Below are 19794 nucleotides of genomic sequence, written 5' to 3' on the forward strand. Positions count from 1 at the left end.
CACCAACTCGCAAACTTGTCATGAGACTTTCAACTCAACAGTTCGCAGGACTCTAAGTTTCGTGAGTAGAACAGGACCAACGGGTTTGCCACTCCAGTCGCAGTCGGAGACGGAACAATCTTTCGGGATTCCGTCCGTATTCCTACGGTCGGCGCATGCACCTGCGCCGCGCACGCTCATCGACATCGTGCGAGCCTCAGCCGAGGCCAACCCGGAAGCACCTGCCATCGATGACGGCGACACCACACTGTCGTACTCGGAGTTGCTCGACGAGATCGCGCTCGGTGCGCGCTGGCTCGGTGATGCCGGCGTCGGCGCAGGTGACCGCGTCGGAATCAGGATGCCGTCAGGTTCGCGTTCGCTGTACGTGGCGATCCTGTCGATCCTCGCGGCGGGCGCCGCCTACGTTCCCGTCGACGCCGACGATCCGGAAGAGCGCGCCGAGTTGGTGTTCGGCGAGGCGCAGGTAGCGGCGATCATCACCGGCGACGGAATCCAGCCGGGGACGGCGCCGAAGCGGCTCGAACATCCACCGGTTCGCGAACCCGAACCCGAGGACGACGCCTGGATCATCTTCACCTCAGGATCCACGGGCACCCCCAAGGGCGTCGCGGTCACTCACCTCAATGCCGCAGCCTTCGTCGACGCCGAGGCGCGCATGTTCCTCCAGGACGAGCCCATCGGGCCTGGTGACCGCGTCCTCGCGGGACTCTCCGTGGCATTCGACGCGTCCTGCGAGGAGATGTGGCTCGCGTGGCGCCACGGCGCCTGCCTCGTCCCGGCTCCTCGTTCGCTGGTCCGCAGCGGCATGGACCTCGGCCCGTGGCTGGTCTCGCGTGACGTCAGCATCGTCTCCACTGTGCCGACGCTTGCGTCTCTGTGGCCGGCCGAGGCCCTCGAAGCCGTTCGACTCCTGATCTTCGGCGGCGAAGCCTGCCCACCCGAACTGGCCGAACGCCTGGCCGTCGAGGGCCGCGAGGTCTGGAACACTTACGGCCCCACCGAGGCAACCGTCGTCGCCTGCGGCGCACTGATGGACGGCAAGAGCCCCGTCAGCATCGGCCTCCCCCTCGACGGCTGGGACCTTGCCGTCGTCGACGCCCAGAGCAATCCCGTCGCGGTCGGCGAGGTGGGCGAGCTGGTGATCGGCGGCGTCGGCCTCGCCCGTTACCTCGACCCCGCGAAGGACGCCGAGAAGTACGCGTCGATGCCCTCGCTCGGGTGGGAACGCGCCTACCGAAGCGGCGACCTGGTCCGGCTCGAGCCCACCGGCCTGATGTTCCAGGGCCGCGCGGACGATCAGGTCAAGCTCGGCGGCAGGCGCATCGAACTCGGTGAGGTCGACAACGCCTTGCAGAACCTGCCGGGCGTGAGCGGCGCTGCCGCAGCCGTGAAGAAGACTGCAGCCGGCAATCAACTCCTCGTCGGATACATCGCCAGCACGGATCCCGACTTCGATCTCAAGGCCGCTCATGCACTGCTCAGCGAGCAGCTACCAGCAGCCCTCGTGCCGCGTCTGGCGTTGATGGACGAACTTCCGACGCGTACGTCAGGCAAGGTCGACCGCAATGCGCTGCCGTGGCCGTTGCCCGGCGCCGGTGAAGATGCCGGGGCCGCGTTGGGCCTCGACGGCACCGCCGCCTGGGTTGCCGGTCTGTGGGGATCGATCCTGGGAGCCCAGATCACCGGACTCGACGACGACTTCTTCGAAGTGGGCGGCGGATCCCTCTCTGCTGCTCAGTTGGTGACCGCCCTGCGCGAGCGGTTCCCCGAAGTGACCGTCGCACAGCTCTACGACCATCCACGGTTGGGATCGCTCGCCGAATATCTCGACGAATTGGCACCCACCGAAACTGTGGAGCCGCGCATCGTCGCTCCAACACCCTTGAAAACTCAGCTGGCGCAAATCGCCGTCACCGTTCCACTCACGACGCTCACCGGACTGCAGTGGGTGACGTGGCTGGCGATCGCGAACAACGTCCTCGGGTGGTTCGTCGACGTCAGCTGGGCGCCCACGGTCTCGTGGTGGTGGATCCTGTTGGCGTTCATCGTGTTCATCACGCCGATCGGCCGTATGACCATCGCCGTCGTCGGGGCGCGCCTGCTCCTACGCAAGTTGGAACCAGGAACGTACCCACGAGGTGGTAGTGAACACCTGCGTCTGTGGATAGCGCTGCGACTCACCGAAGCCAGTGGCGCAGCCAACCTTTCGGGCGCACCGTGGATGCTCTATTACGCCCGCGCCCTCGGCGCCGACATCGGCAGCGGCGTCGATCTCCACACACTTCCTCCCATCACCGGCATGCTCGAACTCGGTGACGGCTGCTCCGTCGAACCCGAAGTCGACCTCTCGGGCCACTGGATCGACGGCGACGTCATTCACATCGGTGAGATCAAGATCGGCGACGGCGCCTCCGTCGGTTCACGCTCGACGCTTCTGCCCGGCGCGCGTATCGGTCGGGACGCCGTCGTCGAACCCGGATCTGCGGTGTTCGGCCGAGTGAAGGCAAACCAGCAGTGGGCCGGATCCCCCGCCACCAAGGTCGGGAAAGCGAATCATCCTTGGCCGGCCGAACATCCGAAGCGCGCACCCGGCTGGGTGCCGGTATACGGCGTCACCTCGGTCTTCCTGGCCGGTATGCCGATCTTCGCTCTGATGGCCGGAATCGCCTTGATCGGTTGGTGGATCCGCGACACCGACACGCTCGCGAGTGCAGTGCTCCAATCGCTGATCATGCTTCCCGTCGCGACCATCCTGAGTTTGCTCGTCTTCGCAGTCGTCACACTGGTGGCCGTTCGTCTTCTCTCGATCGGGCTGACCCCCGGCTACCACCCTGTCCGCAGCCGCATCGGCTGGCAGGTGTGGGCGACCGAACGCCTGCTCGACTCGGCCAGAACCTTCCTCTTCCCGCTCTACGCGAGCCTGCTGACGCCGGGATGGCTCCGCCTCCTCGGAGCCAAGATCGGCAAGAACGTCGAAGCATCCACCGTGCTCCTCCTTCCCAAGTTCACGACGGTCGCCGACGGCGCATTCCTCGCCGACGACACCATGGTTGCGAGCTACGGCCTCGGCGGCGGCTGGATGCACATCGAACAGGCGAAGATCGGCAAGCGTGCGTTCCTCGGCAACTCCGGTATGACCGCACCCGGTCGACGCGTCCCCAAGAACGGTCTCGTGGCGGTTCTGTCGGCCACCCCGTCCAAGGCCAAGTCCGGATCATCGTGGCTGGGTAGTCCACCGGTACGTCTGAGAAGGGCTGCCGGGGACACCGACGCCGCCCGCACGTTCAATCCGCCGATGCGCCTCAAGATCGCCCGCGGAGTGGTCGAAACCTGCCGACTGATCCCCGTGATGGTCACGTTCGGCATCGGTCTCGGTGTTCTGTTTGCACTCGAAGCACTGGTCGGCGCCGTCGGATTCTGGTTCGCGGCTCTGTTGAGCGGCGTAATTCTGCTCGTCGCCGGAGCAGTGGCTGGCGCGATCACCATCGCCGCCAAGTGGGTCGTCGTCGGACGCATCGCCAAGGTCGAGCATCCGCTGTGGAGTTCGTTCGTCTGGCGCAACGAGGTAGCCGATGCGTTCGTCGAAACCGTCGCGGCGCCGTGGTTCGCTCGCGCGGCGACTGGTACTGCCGTACTCAACATCTTCTTGCGTGGGCTCGGGGCCAAGATCGGCAAGGGCGTTTGGTGTGAGTCGTACTGGCTACCCGAGGCAGATCTTGTGACTTTGGGCGACGGAGCGACAGTGGAACGGGGGTGCGTCGTGCAAACTCATCTCTTCCATGATCGGATCATGTCCATGGACACCGTCACCTTGGGAGCAGGAGCAACGCTGGGACCGCATTGTGTCGCGCTACCCGCAGCCGGCATCGGCGCGGGAGCGACGGTAGGGCCTGCATCTCTGGTGATGCGAGGTGACACCGTTCCGCCCTCCACCCGCTGGCAGGGCAATCCGATTGCACCGTGGGTGGCGTCGTGAAGCCGAACAGAATGCTCGAAGAGCCGCTCGATCCGTACCTGCCACACAACGGCAACCGCGGTTACCGCGTGTCTCGGTACGAACTGGAACTGACGTACAAGGTCTTCAGTAACCGTCTCGCCGGCAAGGCAGTCATCACCGCTGTCACCACCGAGAGCCGATCCAAGTTCAGCTTCGACCTCGCGCAGAACCTGCAGGTGTCCAAGGTGTCCGTCAACGGTGCCCGCGGCACCAAGTACGCGCACTTGAACAACAAGCTGATCCTCACGCCGTCTACCAAGATCCCCGCGGGCGGTGCCCTGTCGGTCACCATCGCGTACAGCGGCAACCCCGAGCCGATCAAGAGCCTGTGGGGCGAAGTCGGCTGGGAGGAACTCGACGAAGGAACTTTGGTCGCAAGTCAGCCCAACGGCGCGGCGTCCTGGTTCCCGTGCGACGACCATCCGATTTCCAAAGCGTCGTACCGCATCTCGATCACCACCGATTCCCCGTTCTATGCCCTCGCCAACGGCAAGCTGATCCGCAAGCAGACCCGTGCGAGTCAGACGACGTGGGTCTACGAGCAGACCGAACCGATGGCAACCTACCTGGCGACGATTCAGATCGGTCAATACGAGCACCGACAGGTGAGCGCCGGGCCGGTACCGGTCTTCGCCGTTCACCCACCTCGGCTGCGCGCAGCGTTCGACGTCGACTTCGGGCGCCAACCCCAGATGCTGGAGGTCTTCGGAAAGCTGTTCGGCCCGTATCCCTTTGCCGACTACACCGCTGTGGTCACCGACGACGAACTCGAAATCCCCATCGAAGCGCAGGGACTCTCGATCTTCGGAGCCAACCACTGCACGGGTAGGCGCGGTTCCGAACGTCTTGTCGCACACGAGCTTGCCCATCAATGGTTCGGCAACAGCCTCACTCTCGGGCAGTGGTGCGACATCTGGCTACACGAAGGCTTTGCCTGTTACGCGGAGTGGATCTGGTCCGAGAATTCCGGTGGCCCATCCTCGAACCAACTCGCGACCAACGCCTATCAAGGGCTCGGGCGTAAATCTCAGGACTTGATCGTCGCCAATCCCGGGCCCGCCCTGATGTTCGACGATCGAATCTACAAGCGGGGCGCGTTGACTCTGCACGCCCTGCGCGGCGTTCTCGGAGACGAGAAATTCTTCGAACTGATCCGCCAGTGGACCACGAAGCATCGGCACAGCACGGTCAGCACCGAGCAATTCACCGATCTCGCTTCACGTTTCACCGACACCCCACTGCGCCCTCTCTGGGATGCTTGGCTGAATCAACGCCCGCTACCTCGGCTTTGACGCTTTCCCCCAGCCGTAGCACCACGCCGAAACATTCCGAATGCGCCGATTAGCTTTGTCTTACCTTTACTATAGAGGTGGGCCGAGGGACGACCCCGACAACACAATTCTCAGGGCACGTTTCCTCGACAGGTAGATCGGGGGATCGATGTTTGTTGTATTCACAATATGTTTCGTGATCGGGGTTGTCGCCCTGATCGGAGCCTTTGCCGTCGGCGAGGTTGCAGATCTGGGCGGCGGCCACGCAGACGGGCTGCCATTTCTGAGCCTGACAACTTTGGCCACAGCACTTTTCGGCTTCGGCGCCGGCGGCGTAGCTGCCACTCTCGCGGACGCTCCGAGGCTGGTAGCGGTGATTGCAGCACTCGCACTCGCCGCCGTTCTCGTTGTCGTCACGCGCGGCCTTCTTCTCCCCTATCTCCTTAAGCAACAAGATAATTCGCACATCGGGCGCGCTTCATACCACGGATTGTTGGGCACGGTCACCCTCACCATCGCAGCCGAAGGTTGGGGAGAAGTCTCGTTCGTCGACGCCGAAGGCAATCGCGTCCAGGCCAAGGCCGTCAGTGCACAGCCGATGGCGCTCACCACCGGCACCACCGTCTACATCGCCGATGTAGACGATCAATACCTTCACGTCGTCACGGTTGACGACGCGATCTAAGGACTCGATACATGCTGCCAATCATCATCATTGCGGTTGTAGTCGCAGTAATCATCTTCATCGTTCTCCCCGCGATCTACGTGAAGAACTACGTCAAGGTCCCGCCGAACGAAGTGGCGGTCTTCACCGGACGAGGCAAGCCGAAGGTCGTCCGCGGCGGTGCCCGGTTCAAGATTCCCGGAATCGAACGCGTCGACATCATGTCGCTCGAGCCGTTCAACGTCAGCATCAATCTCAAGAATGCGCTCTCCAACGACGGTGTTCCGGTCAACGTCGAGGCAGTCGGCCTGGTGCGAATCGGTTCCGCCGACGAAGCGGTTCAGACAGCGGTGCAACGATTCCTGACTTCCGACCTGGACGAACTCCAGCAGCAGATCAACGAAATCCTCGCGGGCAGTCTGCGCGGAATCACCGCGACCATGACGGTCGAGGATCTGAACTCCAACCGCGATTCGCTTGCGCGCAGTGTGGTCGAGGAGGCAGGCGGCGACCTCGCCCGCATCGGCATGGAAGTCGATGTCATCAAGATCGCGGGAATCTCCGACTTCAACGGCTATCTCGAATCGCTCGGTCAGCGCCGCATCGCCGAGGTCAAACGTGATGCCGCGATCGGAACTGCTGAAGCAGAGCGTGATTCGCAGATCCAGTCGGCAAAGGCGCGACAGGCAGGTTCCGTCGCGCAGGCCGAAGCCGACACCGCGATCGCGAGTGCAAATCAGAAACGCGACGTCGAACTCGCTCGCCTGCGAGCACAGACCGAAGCCGAGAACGCCGAGGCCGACCAGGCCGGGCCCCTCGCGCAGGCAACAGCCGAGAAGGCCGTCGGCATCGCACGTGAGCAGGCCGAGGCGGCCCGCGTCGAAGCTCGCACCGAGGTCGAGCGTCGTCGCGCCCAGCAATCGGAAGCGGCATTGCAGGCAGATGTCATTGCACCGGCCGAGGCCGAACGCCAAGCCTCCATCGCACGCGCAGAGGGTGAGCGACAGGCCGCGATCCTCCGCGCCCAGGCACAGGCCGAGTCAGCAAGGCAGGCCGGCGGCGCTCAGGCCGATGCACGAAAGCTCGTCGCCGACGCTGTTCGCTCTGAGCAGCAGGCTGATGCCGACGGCCTTCGAGCACGTCTGGAAGCCGAAGCCGACGGCCGCAAGGTAGCGGCCGACGCCGTCCGTGCCGAGCAACAAGCCGAGGCGGATGGTTTGCGCGCCAAGCTCGAAGCCGAAGCTGCCGGTAAGCGTCAGATCGCCGAGGCGCTCAATTCCTACACCCCGCAGGCCGCGCAGTTGCTCACTCTGCCTGATGTTCTGGCAGCATTGGTCGACGCCACCGCAGCGGCGGCGAAGCCGGTCGGCGACATCGACCGCATCTCCATCGTCGGCGGCAGTGACGGGGCCCAGGGTTCGATCGGCTCGATCCTGGGCATCAGCCCCCAGGTGATCGCCGGCGTCATCGAAACTCTCGAAAGCTCAGGCGTCGATATCACCGGATTGCTCAACGGCCTGAACAAGACCGCATCGGTTCCGGTTGGTTCGGTACACAATTCGGTCCACAATTCGGAAAACGGTTCCGCAACTGTAGACGCGTGATTTCGCCCCGGTCCGCCGACTCTCGCAGGGGTCGGCGGATCGGACGGCATCACGCGCTCGGAAGATGTGAACGCGACTTGAAGAGAATCAGAATCAAGCAGGCAGCGGCGGCGGCTGATCCGAACAGAAGAGTCACCGTGTAGCTCAGCGCCGGAATGCTTTCCGACAGCATCGCCAGCAACGCAGGCACAGCAAAACCGATGTAGGTGATCGAGTAGAACACCGCGGTCAGTCCTGCCAGATCGTCCGGCCCCGCGATTCGCTGGATCTCCAGCAACCCGGAAACCAATGCCATGCCGTACCCGCAACCGAGGATCGCTGCAGCCACGATCGCGATCGCCACGGTCAGCGTCGACGCAACCAGAGCAGCGCCGGCCATACCAACCACCAGAAACACCAGAGCCACAACGGCGCCGCGCGCGCTGCGGTCGGTATCGATCTTGCGCCCCAACGACTGAATCGCGAAGCCGCATGTCAGCGCGACCATGCACAGTAGAGCCGAAAAGGCCACGGGCGCATCGCCACTGTGCCCGGTCATGAGCGCCGGAATAACTGCATACGCGACACTGGCAGCACCGAACACCCACGGCGCCAACGGAACAACGACGTAGAGGAATCTACGATGCCCTGCCGAGGGGATCTTGAGGTCGTCGATCAATCTGCGTCGGTCGGATTTCGCCTGTGCCGGTCGTGTTTCGGGAGCACGCCACAGCGCCATGGCCGCGAGGACGGTGATCGCGATGTGCAACACGTACGCCAACACACTCGGCAGGGGCGCCCACTGCGCCAAGATTCCCGCGGCACCCGCTCCCAAGGCGAAGCCGGCAGTCAGACTCATCGCTGCTCGCCTGGCACCCGCGCCTTCCGACGCCGTCGAATCCCAAGGTTGCGTGGACAACTCCTTGACCCAGGAGCCGCCGACGGCCATACCGATCCCCAAGGCGATGCCGCAGAGGATTCTTCCCAGAATGAGAGCGGCAGCGGAGTCGGCCCCGAAAGCGAGCAGCGTCGAACCGGCGATCGCGATTATCGGCGCGGGGAGCATGATCGGGCGTCGACCCAATCGATCGGACAGCGGGCCGCCGAGCAGCAGGGCCGGCACAATTCCGACGACGTAGGCGAAGAGGAAGAAGTCGACCATCACCGGCGAATAGCCGTGATCGAGTCGGTACATCACCAGCAGTGGCGTGAATTCGTTGCCGCCCCAGGCCGCGGCGAACATGCTGGCGGCAACGGTCAGCCACAGCCATTTTCCGCCGGTGCCACGTTCACTGCCTGGACGACGTTCGGCTGCGGTCCCAGCGTCTATCGTTTGGGTGCTCATCACAGAGTTCCTTCGAAGCCGAGGCCGTGCACCTGGCGCATGTGTGTGAGGACGGCAGTGTTGTATCCGTCTGCATCGCCTGTTTCTACGAGGTCGGTAAGCGCGGTGTGGTCGGCAAGGATGCGAGATAGTTGGCCGGGGTCGCGTGAGATCGACCGCGCTGTCATCCGTCGTTGCCTGTCGCGCAGACTCGCGTAGAACGAGTCGAGCAAAGGGTTCCCACCGGCGGCAACGATCATCTTGTGAAAGTCGGCATCGATCGCGCTGAACGCGGCAACGTCCCCGCGATCAGCAATCTCACGTTGCTCGATCAGATTCGCGCGCAACGCTGCGACCAGCGCTTCACGTGCGTGCGGTCGGACCGACACCACTCGAACGCTCTGAGTCTCGACGAGTTGTCTGGCACTGACTACGTGTTCCGCTTCCCCATCCGCGACCGGGACGATCAGCGCCCCCTTCTTCGGGTAGAGGCGCATCCAACCTTCCGACTCGAGACGCAGAAACGCCTCACGCACCGGCGTTCGGCTCACATTGGTCCGAGCGGCGATGTCACCCTCGCTGATCAGCTCCCCGCCGGCGAGTTCGCCGGAAAGGATCAGCTCCTTGACTTCGCGGAAGACGGTTTCCGAAGCGGAATACAACATAGACACAAGATGTATTTATACTCCACGCTGGCGGAACCCAGACATTCGGGTCGCCGATCCGAACATCTCGGTCCAACACGGCATCGATCCAGCTAGCATTGCAAGGTGCCAGACAGAAGAGGAGTCAGTTCACGATGAACGGCGCACGCTCCCGCCATCGCAGACTGATGCACTCATGACGTCGCAGATGAAGTCCATGAGGACCCTGACCCGCGAGTGGCTGGCCCTCCCCGATCAATACGACCGATTCACTCGCTATCTCCGCGACAACGGCCTCACGACCGCCACCCGGCTATTACTTGGCATCATTGTCATCGGACTGGGCGTGTGCGCACTACTCAACAGATTCAGTCCGGCCGGTCCGACAAGCACGATTGCGCTGTTCTTCAACACTGTTGTCGTGATCTCGTGCTTCATGGTCGGAGTCTCATGGTGGGTCTTCGGCCCGACAAAGCGCCGCTCGTTCGGTTTCGTAGTCTTCTGCGACATCGCAGTCACGATTTCCGTACTTGGAGATTCCTCGCAGCTTGCGCGATTACTGACCTGTGTCATCTACGCGCTGATCGGTATCTACATCGCCTATTTTCACAATCCGAAGTTGCAGATCGCACACCTGACCTTCTCGGTTGTGATGATCGTGGTGGCTGCGCAGCCGATCCTCTTCGGGCCGGAGCGAGATCCTGCGCTCGGAGTTTCGAAAGTGCTGGTTGTCGTCACCGCACTCGTGGTTTGTGCGTTCATCTCGCAGATCGTGCTGACGATGCTCAGCATGGACGCGTCCAGCTCCGACCTCGATCCCCTCACCGGGCTCCTGAACCGTCGTGGCCTCGACCGCCACGTCGAGAAGGTACTCGCGGAGTTCCAGCGTCAGGAATCGGCGGCACTACTCGTGATCGCGATCGACATCGACCGGTTCAAGACGATCAATGACGTACACGGTCACGACGTGGGCGACCGCATAATTCTCCGGGTTTCACAGCGGTTGTCCGCCTGGGCACATGCCGATGCTGTTGTCGCACGGGTCGGCGGCGACGAATTCATCCTCGCTCAAAGACTTTCCGTGCCGGCCATCGGCCCGATGCTCGACTCGATCGGACCGGCAATGCACTCGAATACCGACGAGATACCGTCGACATCGAGCATCGGAATCGCCGTGCGTACCCACAAATTCGTCGCCGGAGAAGAGCGTGCAACAGCGTTCACCGACATGCAGAAAGTCGCCGATTCGGCGATGTACGAAAGTAAGAGACTCGGCGGCGGACGCGTTCACACGATCGTCACCACCGCGAGCAGGTAGCAGTACGTGAGTTCTCAGTAATAGACCGGCCCCGGCACTCCTCCACCCGCTGCCACCGCGTCACCGGTGATCGCGATGCTTCGCGGCGATGCCAGGAAGGTCACGACATCAGCCACCTCTTCGGCGTCGATGATCCGGTGTATCGAATTCGTCGCGATACCCCGCTCCACCTCCGCCTGCGAGCGGCCGGATTCTTCCGACTCGCGCGCAATCCGCGCGGTCAACCTCTCGGTCCGCGTCACGCCCGGATGGACGACGGTGACGTTGATTCCCTTGGGGCCCAGCTCGTCTGCAAGATTCTTGGTCAGCGCAGACACACTGACGTTGCGGATCGTGTGGGCGATCGAGGTTGCCTGTCTGGCACCCAAACCGCTGATGTTGATGATCCGACCCCAACCCTGATCGATCAGATACGGCGCTACAGCACGCGCAGTCCGCAGGTAGCCGAGCACTTTCACTTCGACTTCGTCGCGCACGACGTCGTCTGTGGTCGCCTCGAAATCCGTCGGCTTTCCGGCGCTGAATGGAGTCGCTGCGGAGTTGACCAGAATGTCGACGCCGCCGAACTCCTTTACTACTTGCCGCACCGACGCCTGAATCGCGTCGTCGTCTCGCGTATCCGTCACGACTCCGATCGCACGAATTCCGAACTCCGAAACCAAATCTCGTGCAACGCTTACGACGGTTTGCTCAGTGCGCGCGAGTATCGCGATGTCGACCCCTTCAGCAGCCAGACCTCTGGCGATTGCCAGACCGATCCCCTTGCTACCACCGGCAACGATCGCACGCTTTCCAGACAGGTGAAGATCCATACCTGCGACACTATCCAACAGGCGATCCCCGATCTCTACGAAGAGGGATCGGGGACCGACGGGATTATTCCTGCATCTCAGACCATCAGGTCCGCGTACAGGTAGACGTTGTCGGCGTAGTTACCCACACCGTCCTCGAATTGCAGTTCGCCGCCGCAGGTTACGACTGCCAACTTGCGAGGGCCCTCCGGGCCGGCCAGCACGCTTTCCTCCACGCCATCGGCCTTCGGGCGTGTCGTCACCGCAGTCACCTTCCACGACGTGCTCTTGCCCGTCGCGTCGGAGGTGCGGATCACTTCACCCGGTTCGATCGTGCCCAGGTCGAACAACGCACCGTTACCCTGGCCGGTCAAATTGACATGTCCGGCAATCAAAGTCGTGCCGGTGACCGAGTTGAGCGAGGCGCCGTCGAGCCAGATTCCGACGTTCTTGACGTTCTCCGGCGGAGTGAGAACTCCTTCCGGCACGGTGGCGTCCACGATCGGCGCCTGAACACCGACCGGGTCGAGCGAAAGGGTGTTGGGAGTCATCAACTCATCCGAAGGCGCTGCCGGATTCGCAGAGTGCGACATGACAACTCGCGGACTCGGCGGGATCGCAGCATCGTCATCGGAGGATCGCAGGCCGACGAAAGCCATGGAAGCACCGGCGACAAGCACCGCGACGAGGGCCAGGATGAACGCGACTCGACGCCCCTTGCCGATGTTCGCGGGCTGATCGTGGTTGGGATCGTCGTATGGATTGGATGGATTGGGATCCGACTCGTACATGGTCATCGAACTGTCTCCTGCGGGATGAGGCACCCCCGGCGCCTCTTGCGAATTGACGCCCCCTGCGTCTGATCTGTGTCGGCACCGATCACACGAATCGTGACCGGTGCCGACGTCTACTACATCTGCCTGGCGTCAGGAACGCTTGCGGCGGAGAGCAACTGCTCCGGCAGCAGCCATACCGACAAGCCCGAGGCCCGTCACTGCGACGGCGACGTTGCGGCCTGAATTCTGTTCAGCGGCACCACCGTCGATGGCAACCGGGCGAGGTCCGGTGGCCTGCTTCGGAGCCGACGGCGCCGGAGCAGCGGGAGTTGCAACCGGCTGCGACGGAACAGGCGCACCCGGAACTACGGGCACGACCGGCACAATCGGAACGATGGGCACGATCGGAACAATCGGCACGATGGGCACAATCGGAACGACCGGAGTTGCAGGCGTCGTGGTTGCCGGTGTCGTTGTTGCCGGTGTCGTCGTTGCGGGTGTCGTCGTGGGCGCTGCTGCATATCCGACGCTGGCAGACGCATTCATCAACGCCGGCCGAACGGTGTCGAACGACGCGAAGACCTGGCACTGTGCGCCTGCCGTGTTCCAGTGCAGGTTCTCGACCGAATCCGGAATGACGCTTGCGGTCACGGAGTAGTCACCGCCGTCCGCAGCGGTGAGGCATAGATCCACGGCAGTCGGTGCGTCGCCGCGGCCGTCGACCGTCAATTGGTTTGCACTCAACGTTGCCTTGGCGTTGTCGCCACAGACGGTGAGTTCGGTGCCCGCCGAGGACTGAACATTGATCGGCTTCCGGTACATATTCGTGTTCAGGGTGAATACGGCAGTCTCGCCTGCCTTCAAAGTTCCCGTCGCGGGCGTCTTGCGAACGAGGTCGAGCGTCTGCGTGACGTTCATGATCTCGACGATGCGAGCTCGCTCGTCGTCGCCGATGTTCCTGTCGCACAGGCTTTTGAAATCGGCCATCAGCGGATTGTCGTAGTCCGAAACGCACCACACCAGCGTCTGCCGCGCCGAACGTGCATCCTCACTGCCATTTCCCGAAACGACGCCGTCGAGCTTGGCGGGATTCTGCAGCAACCAACTGATGACAGCGAGATCGTCGGCTGACAGATCGGGATTGCCCGATGACGGAACCGTCGCACCCATCTCGTCGTTGTGCTTGTCCACGGGCAAACCGTTTTCGTCGACGCCGGCACATGGATCGAGATCGAAGTCCGTGCAGTACATCCATTCCGACTTCGCAATTCCGTCGACGTCGCGGACACCGCAGACCGGAGCATCCACCGCGGCCGATGTACCCCGATCGGTGGTGCCGTACATCGGCACGATGTTGCCGTCGTTGAAGTGATCCAGCCGAATGCCGGAGATGTCGAGCATCTGCTCTGAGGGCGTGTACTCGGTGCCCTCACACAACCCGGCGGTGAACGCCGGAGCAGCCGCGGTTCGCACCGGCATCGGCGCGGACACAGCTGGTGAAGCAAAAGCAACGCTACTACCGGCCACCGTTACGGCAATAGCTGCAGTTAGCGAGAGCCGGAGAACAAGCGGCCTACGCCGTGAACCAGACACAGTCATCAAAGCTTCCCTTTCAAGACATTTCGGTAGCGGGAAGGTTGCTTGGATTCCCAAGGCCACGCCACCCAGCGCTCACTTCCGAGAGGATCGGCTGATCGCTTTTGGCAACCAACCAGTTACTAGATGGCAATGTAGTGCATGTTTCAAGAAAGTCCACCCGATCGTCGAGCCCCCGTACGCAGCTTGAACCTCCGGACGACGAGTTAGCCAACAAGATGACTGCACCTTTGTCCAACCGCACAACTATCGCGATCAACTTAAAATCGGCTCACGTAACCGGGGCGTTCCCGGCATTCCTCCGACGCTAGCCGGTCGGTAACTCGGACATTCTGGGGAAACTCACAGGAAGGGGCGTTTTCAGCGCGCACACAAAAGAAGGGGCCCGCAATGCGGACCCCTTCACCGGAACTTCCAACCGAGACTGCTTTGTCTGGATTCAGACAACTTGCAGATACTCGGAACAATCCACCGATTCACTAAATGTGATTTACCTCACATTTAGAGAATCTGTTGGTTTTATTCACACTCTGAACCAATCTTTTGGTCCTCTTTGTGTCGATTACCCAGATCTTCGACGGCGGCAATCTGCACCCGATAGAGAGCGGAGGACGAGCCTCGGATCAGTCTCGGACCGGAGGCGCCTTCCTTGTGGTAACCGCAATGCGATTCCACGCATTGATCGTGAAGATGACGCTGATGAGCTGGGCCAGTTCCTCGTCCGAGAATTCGCCGGCAGCCTCGTTGTACACCTCGTCCGGAACGAAACCGTCGGTAAGGACTGTCACGGCCTCGGTCAAGGCGAGTGCGGCACGTTCGCGATCGGAGTACATCCCTCGCGCTTCTTCCCACGCGTTCAGTAGGTAGAGCTTCTGCTCCGTCACGCCGACCTTTCGGGCGTCGCGAGTGTGCATGTCCAAGCACCATGCGCAATGATTCAGCTGCGACGCACGCGTGAGGACCAGCTCGACGAGCGTCGGCTCCAGCCCCTTGCGCGCAGCGGCATCCAACGCAATCATCGCCTTGTAGACCTCGGGCGCCAGTTTTGCGATATCCAGTCGTTGTCCTGTTGCTGTAGTCATACTCAAACCGTAATCCCGGAAAGACCCCGAAACATGGTTCAATCCGGTGATGAATTCATGGGCCAATCTTGGGTTCGATCTGCATATCGAGCTGCCACAGGGAATCGGGGTTCGCGCTGCGCTGCTTCAGACGCTTCGCGACGCGATCGACAGTGGACTGTTGAAGCCCGGCACCAGACTCCCACCTTCCCGCACCCTCGCACTCGATCTCGGAGTTGCCCGAAACACCGTTGCGGACTGCTACGCCGAGCTCGCCGCCGCTGGTTGGCTTGTCACACGGCCGGGTTCCGGGACCGTAGTCGCCACGCTCGCCAGCACACACAGTCGCGAGGTCGATCCATCGCCGACCCGACGGCGCTTGACCTACAGCCTTCTCCCCGGATCGCCGGACGCGTCGGCGTTTCCCCGCACTGCATGGATTTCGTCCGCCAGACGTGCTTTGACCACCGCGCCGACCGACGCTTTCGCGACCACTGATCCCAGAGGCCGAGTCGAACTCCGAAATGCCCTCACCACATACCTGAGCCGCACCAGAGGCGTTCGCGTCGATCCGAGCCGCATTGTGATCAGTGCCAGCTCGGGTCACGGGATCTCCCTCCTCGCCCGTGCACTCGGAGGAACGATTGCGGTCGATGCTTTCTGCCTTCACCTGCACCGACAGTTGCTCGTCGACGAAGGACTGCTGACAATTCCCATTTCGGTCGACGAATCAGGGACTTGCACAGACGAATTGGCGTCAACGTCTGCTGAGAGTGTTCTGCTGACGCCGACCCATCAGTTCCCGCTCGGAGGTCCCCTCACGCCGGCGAGGCGCGCGACCGCTCTCGAATGGGCCTCGACTACCGGTGGCGTCATCATCGAGGATGACTACGACGGCGAATTCCGTTACGACAGAAAGCCTGTCGGCGCACTCCAAGGAATCGCGCCGCAGCACGTTGCGTACCTGGGCACTGTCAGCAAGACACTGTCGCCGGCCATTCGCATCGGATGGATGGTGTTGCCGGACAGGCTGATCGAACCCGTCCTCGCAACAAAGGGACCCTACGAACGCTGGGTAAGTTCAACGGATCAATTGACCTTGGCAGACTTCATTGAATCCGGAAGATTCGACAGCCATATTCGAAAGATGCGTACCTCTTATCGACGACGACGCGATCAACTGGTTGCGACCCTTGCACAGCAAGTACCCCGGGCCAGGGTCGCGGGGATCTCCGCGGGTCTTCACGCTGTGATCCGCCTTCCCTCCGGCACCGAACAATCTGTTCTTGCGGCGGCGCAGGCGCGCGATCTCGGGCTCGAAGGGTTGTCCGTCTTCCGACATCCCGACGTATCGTCAGTCGGCGGTGACGGCATCGTCGTCGGTTACAGCACGCCGACGCAGTCGCAGTACTCCAGGACGCTGGATGTGCTCTGCGAGGTGCTGCAGGAGGCTCTGCGATAACGCCTGTCGGATCTGCCCATCCGCTCACTTGCCCTGCCCTGCCCTGCCCTGATGGAGTGAACGTACCGTTCCCCTCGTCTAGGAGGGTGAGAGTGTCGTTCACTCGATGCGGGGTGGTGTGCCGGCCGTGCTCCCGCCCCTTGATGGTGTGAACGGGGCGTTGGGTCGATCTGAGGCGACGGACGTACCGTTCGCTCGATCCGGGGGGTGGTTTTTTGGGGGGTGTTTTGGGTACGAGAAAGCCCCCCAACCAGTACTGGTTGGGGGGCTTCTCTTAATTTGTGTTCGGCGGTGTCCTACTCTCCCACACCCTGTCGAGTGCAGTACCATCGGCGCTGAAGGGCTTAGCTTCCGGGTTCGGAATGGGACCGGGCGTTTCCCCTTCGCTATGACCGCCGTAACTCTATGAAACTGTCACAGTAACCAACTTCTGATCACCTGGTTTCACCGTGCACCAACCCGAACCCGTTACCGGGTGGATGGATGACGGAGAAAACAGAGTTTCTCATCAGTATCTGTGTGTTGTTTCAGATACCGCACAGTGGACGCGTAGCTTCTTTGTGGTAAGTCCTCGGCCTATTAGTACCAGTCACCTGCATGCATTACTGCACTTCCAGTTCTGGCCTATCAACCCGGTGGTCTGCCGGGGGCCTTACCCCCTCGAGGGGGTGAGAAACCTCATCTTGGAACAGGCTTCCCGCTTAGATGCTTTCAGCGGTTATCCCTTCCGAACGTAGCTAACCAGCGGTGCTCCTGGCGGAACAACTGGCACACCAGAGGTTCGTCCGTCCCGGTCCTCTCGTACTAGGGACAGCCTTCCTCAAGTTTCTAACGCGCGCGGCGGATAGAGACCGAACTGTCTCACGACGTTCTAAACCCAGCTCGCGTGCCGCTTTAATGGGCGAACAGCCCAACCCTTGGGACCTACTCCAGCCCCAGGATGCGACGAGCCGACATCGAGGTGCCAAACCATCCCGTCGATATGGACTCTTGGGGAAGATCAGCCTGTTATCCCCGGGGTACCTTTTATCCGTTGAGCGACACCGCTTCCACTTGCCGGTGCCGGATCACTAGTCCCGACTTTCGTCCCTGCTCGACCTGTCAGTCTCACAGTCAAGCTCCCTTGTGCACTTGCACTCGACACCTGATTGCCAACCAGGCTGAGGGAACCTTTGGGCGCCTCCGTTACATTTTGGGAGGCAACCGCCCCAGTTAAACTACCCACCAGGCACTGTCCCTGAACCAGATCATGGTCCGAGGTTAGAGGTCCAATTCGATCAGAGTGGTATTTCAACAACGACTCCACGATAACTGGCGTCACCGTTTCACAGTCTCCCACCTATCCTACACAAACCGAACCGAACACCAATACCAAGCTGTAGTGAAGGTCCCGGGGTCTTTTCGTCCTGCCGCGCGTAACGAGCATCTTTACTCGTAATGCAATTTCGCCGAGTCTACGGTTGAGACAGCTGAGAAGTCGTTACGCCATTCGTGCAGGTCGGAACTTACCCGACAAGGAATTTCGCTACCTTAGGATGGTTATAGTTACCACCGCCGTTTACTGGGGCTTAAATTCTCAGCTTCGCTCCCGAAGGAACTAACCGGTCCTCTTAACCTTCCAGCACCGGGCAGGCGTCAGTCCGTATACATCGTCTTACGACTTCGCACGGACCTGTGTTTTTAGTAAACAGTCGCTTCTCACTGGTCTCTGCGGCCCCACCCAGCTCAGACAGTAAATGTCGTCACCAGACAGGGCCCCCCTTCTCCCGAAGTTACGGGGGCATTTTGCCGAGTTCCTTAACCATAGTTATCTCGATCGCCTTAGTATTCTCTACCTGACCACCTGTGTCGGTTTGGGGTACGGGCCGTGTGAAAGCTCGCTAGAGGCTTTTCTCGGCAGCATAGGATCACTGAATTCGCCTCAATCGGCTACGCATCACGTCTCAGGCTATGTGTGACCCGGATTTGCCTAGGTCACGCCCTACACGCTTACACCAGTATTACCACTGACTGGCTCAGCTACCTTCCTGCGTCACCCCATCGCTTGGCTACTACCAGATCAGGTCCCATGCATCCACCAACTCGAGACCCGAAGGTCTTCTCGTGGCTTCAGGATGGTTAGTATCACTGATTCACCATGGGCGCGTTCACACGGGTACGGGAATATCAACCCGTTGTCCATCGGCTACGCCTGTCGGCCTCGTCTTAGGTCCCGACTCACCCTGGGCGGATTAACCTGGCCCAGGAACCCTTGGTCATTCGGCGGACGAGTTTCTCACTCGTCTTTCGCTACTCATGCCTGCATTCTCACTCGTGTGGCCTCCACGGCTAGGTCACCCTGCCGCTTCCATGGCCACACGACGCTCCCCTACCCATCCACACACCTGCCAGAAAATCCTTGGATCAACTGGGGGCTATTGCGTGAATGCCGCAGCTTCGGTGGTGTACTTGAGCCCCGCTACATTGTCGGCGCAGGATCACTTGACCAGTGAGCTATTACGCACTCTTTCAAGGGTGGCTGCTTCTAAGCCAACCTCCTGGTTGTCTTCGCGACCCCACATCCTTTTCCACTTAGTACACGCTTAGGGACCTTAGCTGGCGATCTGGGCTGTTTCCCTCTCGACTACGAACCTTATCGCCCGCAGTCTCACTGCCGCGCTCTCACTCACCGGCATTCGGAGTTTGGCTGATTTCGGTAAGCTTGTGGGCCCCCTAGACCATCCAGTAGCTCTACCTCCGGTGAGAAACACGCGACGCTGCACCTAAATGCATTTCGGGGAGAACCAGCTATCACGGAGTTTGATTGGCCTTTCACCCCTACCCACAACTCATCCCCTCAGTTTTCAACCTAAGTGGGTTCGGTCCTCCACGACGTCTTACCGTCGCTTCAACCTGGCCATGGGTAGATCACTCCGCTTCGGGTCTAGAGCATGCCACTACGATCGCCCTATTCGGACTCGCTTTCGCTACGGCTACCCCACACGGGTTAACCTCGCGACATGCCACTAACTCGCAGGCTCATTCTTCAAAAGGCACGCCATCACCCCCAACAGTAAACTGTTCGAAGGCTCTGACGGATTGTAAGCGCACGGTTTCAGGTACTATTTCACTCCCCTCCCGGGGTACTTTTCACCTTTCCCTCACGGTACTAGTCCGCTATCGGTCACCAGGGAGTATTCAGGCTTATCGGGTGGTCCCGACAGATTCACACCAGATTTCACGGGCCCGGTGCTACTTGGGTTTCCATTACAACAGTCACAAAGTTTTCGTGTACGGGATTCTCACCCTCTACGACAGGCCGTTC

The 19794-nt window shown here is 61.3% G+C and carries 12 protein-coding genes and 2 rRNA genes (1 of these 14 only partly in view); 6 read left to right on the forward strand and 8 right to left on the reverse strand.

Annotated elements, in window-relative coordinates; all coding sequences use genetic code 11:
• Positions 1 to 85 precede the first annotated feature (85 nt).
• From H351_RS00325 to H351_RS00340, 4 genes are all read left to right on the forward strand, one after another.
• Positions 86 to 3979, forward strand: coding sequence for a Pls/PosA family non-ribosomal peptide synthetase (locus H351_RS00325; protein WP_029254360.1), 3894 nt, complete (start codon positions 86 to 88; stop codon positions 3977 to 3979).
• 11 nt (positions 3980 to 3990) lie between these two features.
• Positions 3991 to 5292, forward strand: coding sequence for a M1 family metallopeptidase (locus H351_RS00330; protein WP_044480251.1), 1302 nt, complete (start codon positions 3991 to 3993; stop codon positions 5290 to 5292).
• A 148-nt stretch (positions 5293 to 5440) separates the two neighbouring features.
• Positions 5441 to 5956 (forward strand): hypothetical protein, encoded by a 516-nt coding sequence (locus H351_RS00335; protein WP_020968283.1) that lies wholly within the window; start codon positions 5441 to 5443, stop codon positions 5954 to 5956.
• An 11-nt stretch (positions 5957 to 5967) separates the two neighbouring features.
• Positions 5968 to 7539, forward strand: a complete 1572-nt coding sequence (locus H351_RS00340; protein ID WP_020906004.1) for a flotillin family protein — start codon at positions 5968 to 5970, stop codon at positions 7537 to 7539.
• Positions 7540 to 7588: 49 nt separating this feature from the next.
• Here the strand turns inward: H351_RS00340 and H351_RS00345 are convergent, their stop codons facing one another.
• Both H351_RS00345 and H351_RS00350 read right to left on the reverse strand, forming a co-directional pair.
• Complete coding sequence (locus tag H351_RS00345) at positions 7589 to 8863, reverse strand: MFS transporter (RefSeq protein WP_029254359.1); 1275 nt, start codon at positions 8861 to 8863, stop codon at positions 7589 to 7591.
• Positions 8863 to 9507, reverse strand: coding sequence for a GntR family transcriptional regulator (locus tag H351_RS00350; RefSeq protein ID WP_029254358.1), 645 nt, complete (start codon positions 9505 to 9507; stop codon positions 8863 to 8865). The genes H351_RS00345 and H351_RS00350 overlap by 1 nt, the downstream gene beginning before the upstream one ends.
• A 175-nt stretch (positions 9508 to 9682) precedes the next feature.
• On the opposite strand from H351_RS00350, the gene H351_RS00355 reads away from it, so the two are divergent.
• Complete coding sequence (locus tag H351_RS00355) at positions 9683 to 10804, forward strand: GGDEF domain-containing protein (RefSeq protein ID WP_019746669.1); 1122 nt, start codon at positions 9683 to 9685, stop codon at positions 10802 to 10804.
• Positions 10805 to 10818: 14 nt separating this feature from the next.
• Here the strand turns inward: H351_RS00355 and H351_RS00360 are convergent, their stop codons facing one another.
• From H351_RS00360 to H351_RS00375, 4 genes are all read right to left on the reverse strand, one after another.
• A complete protein-coding gene (locus H351_RS00360; protein WP_029254357.1) occupies positions 10819 to 11616 on the reverse strand; it encodes an SDR family NAD(P)-dependent oxidoreductase in 798 nt (265 codons plus the stop codon).
• A gap of 77 nt (positions 11617 to 11693) precedes the next feature.
• A complete protein-coding gene (locus tag H351_RS00365) occupies positions 11694 to 12392 on the reverse strand; it encodes a class F sortase (RefSeq protein WP_029254356.1) in 699 nt (232 codons plus the stop codon).
• A gap of 129 nt (positions 12393 to 12521) precedes the next feature.
• The gene (locus H351_RS00370; RefSeq protein WP_223257866.1) at positions 12522 to 13970 is read right to left on the reverse strand and encodes a hypothetical protein; all 1449 of its coding nucleotides are present in this window, start codon (positions 13968 to 13970) and stop codon (positions 12522 to 12524) included.
• A gap of 620 nt (positions 13971 to 14590) precedes the next feature.
• Positions 14591 to 15049 carry a carboxymuconolactone decarboxylase family protein gene (locus H351_RS00375; RefSeq protein ID WP_019746665.1) on the reverse strand — a complete coding sequence of 153 codons (459 nt, stop codon included), beginning with the start codon at positions 15047 to 15049 and terminating at the stop codon, positions 14591 to 14593.
• 49 nt (positions 15050 to 15098) lie between these two features.
• Between H351_RS00375 and pdxR the strand changes: the two genes are divergently transcribed.
• Entirely contained in the window at positions 15099 to 16490 is a 1392-nt protein-coding gene (gene pdxR, locus H351_RS00380; protein WP_029254354.1) for a MocR-like pyridoxine biosynthesis transcription factor PdxR, read from the forward strand.
• Between the two features lie 283 nt (positions 16491 to 16773).
• Here pdxR and rrf read toward each other — a convergent pair.
• Together rrf and H351_RS00390 are read right to left on the reverse strand one after the other, a co-directional pair.
• A 5S ribosomal RNA gene (rrf, locus tag H351_RS00385) occupies positions 16774 to 16890 on the reverse strand.
• 159 nt (positions 16891 to 17049) lie between these two features.
• Positions 17050 to 19794, reverse strand: a 23S ribosomal RNA gene (locus H351_RS00390); it runs 390 nt beyond the window's last position.

Source organism: Rhodococcus erythropolis R138 (genome assembly GCF_000696675.2).
In the GTDB taxonomy this organism is placed as follows: Bacteria; Actinomycetota; Actinomycetes; order Mycobacteriales; family Mycobacteriaceae; genus Rhodococcus_F; species Rhodococcus_F erythropolis.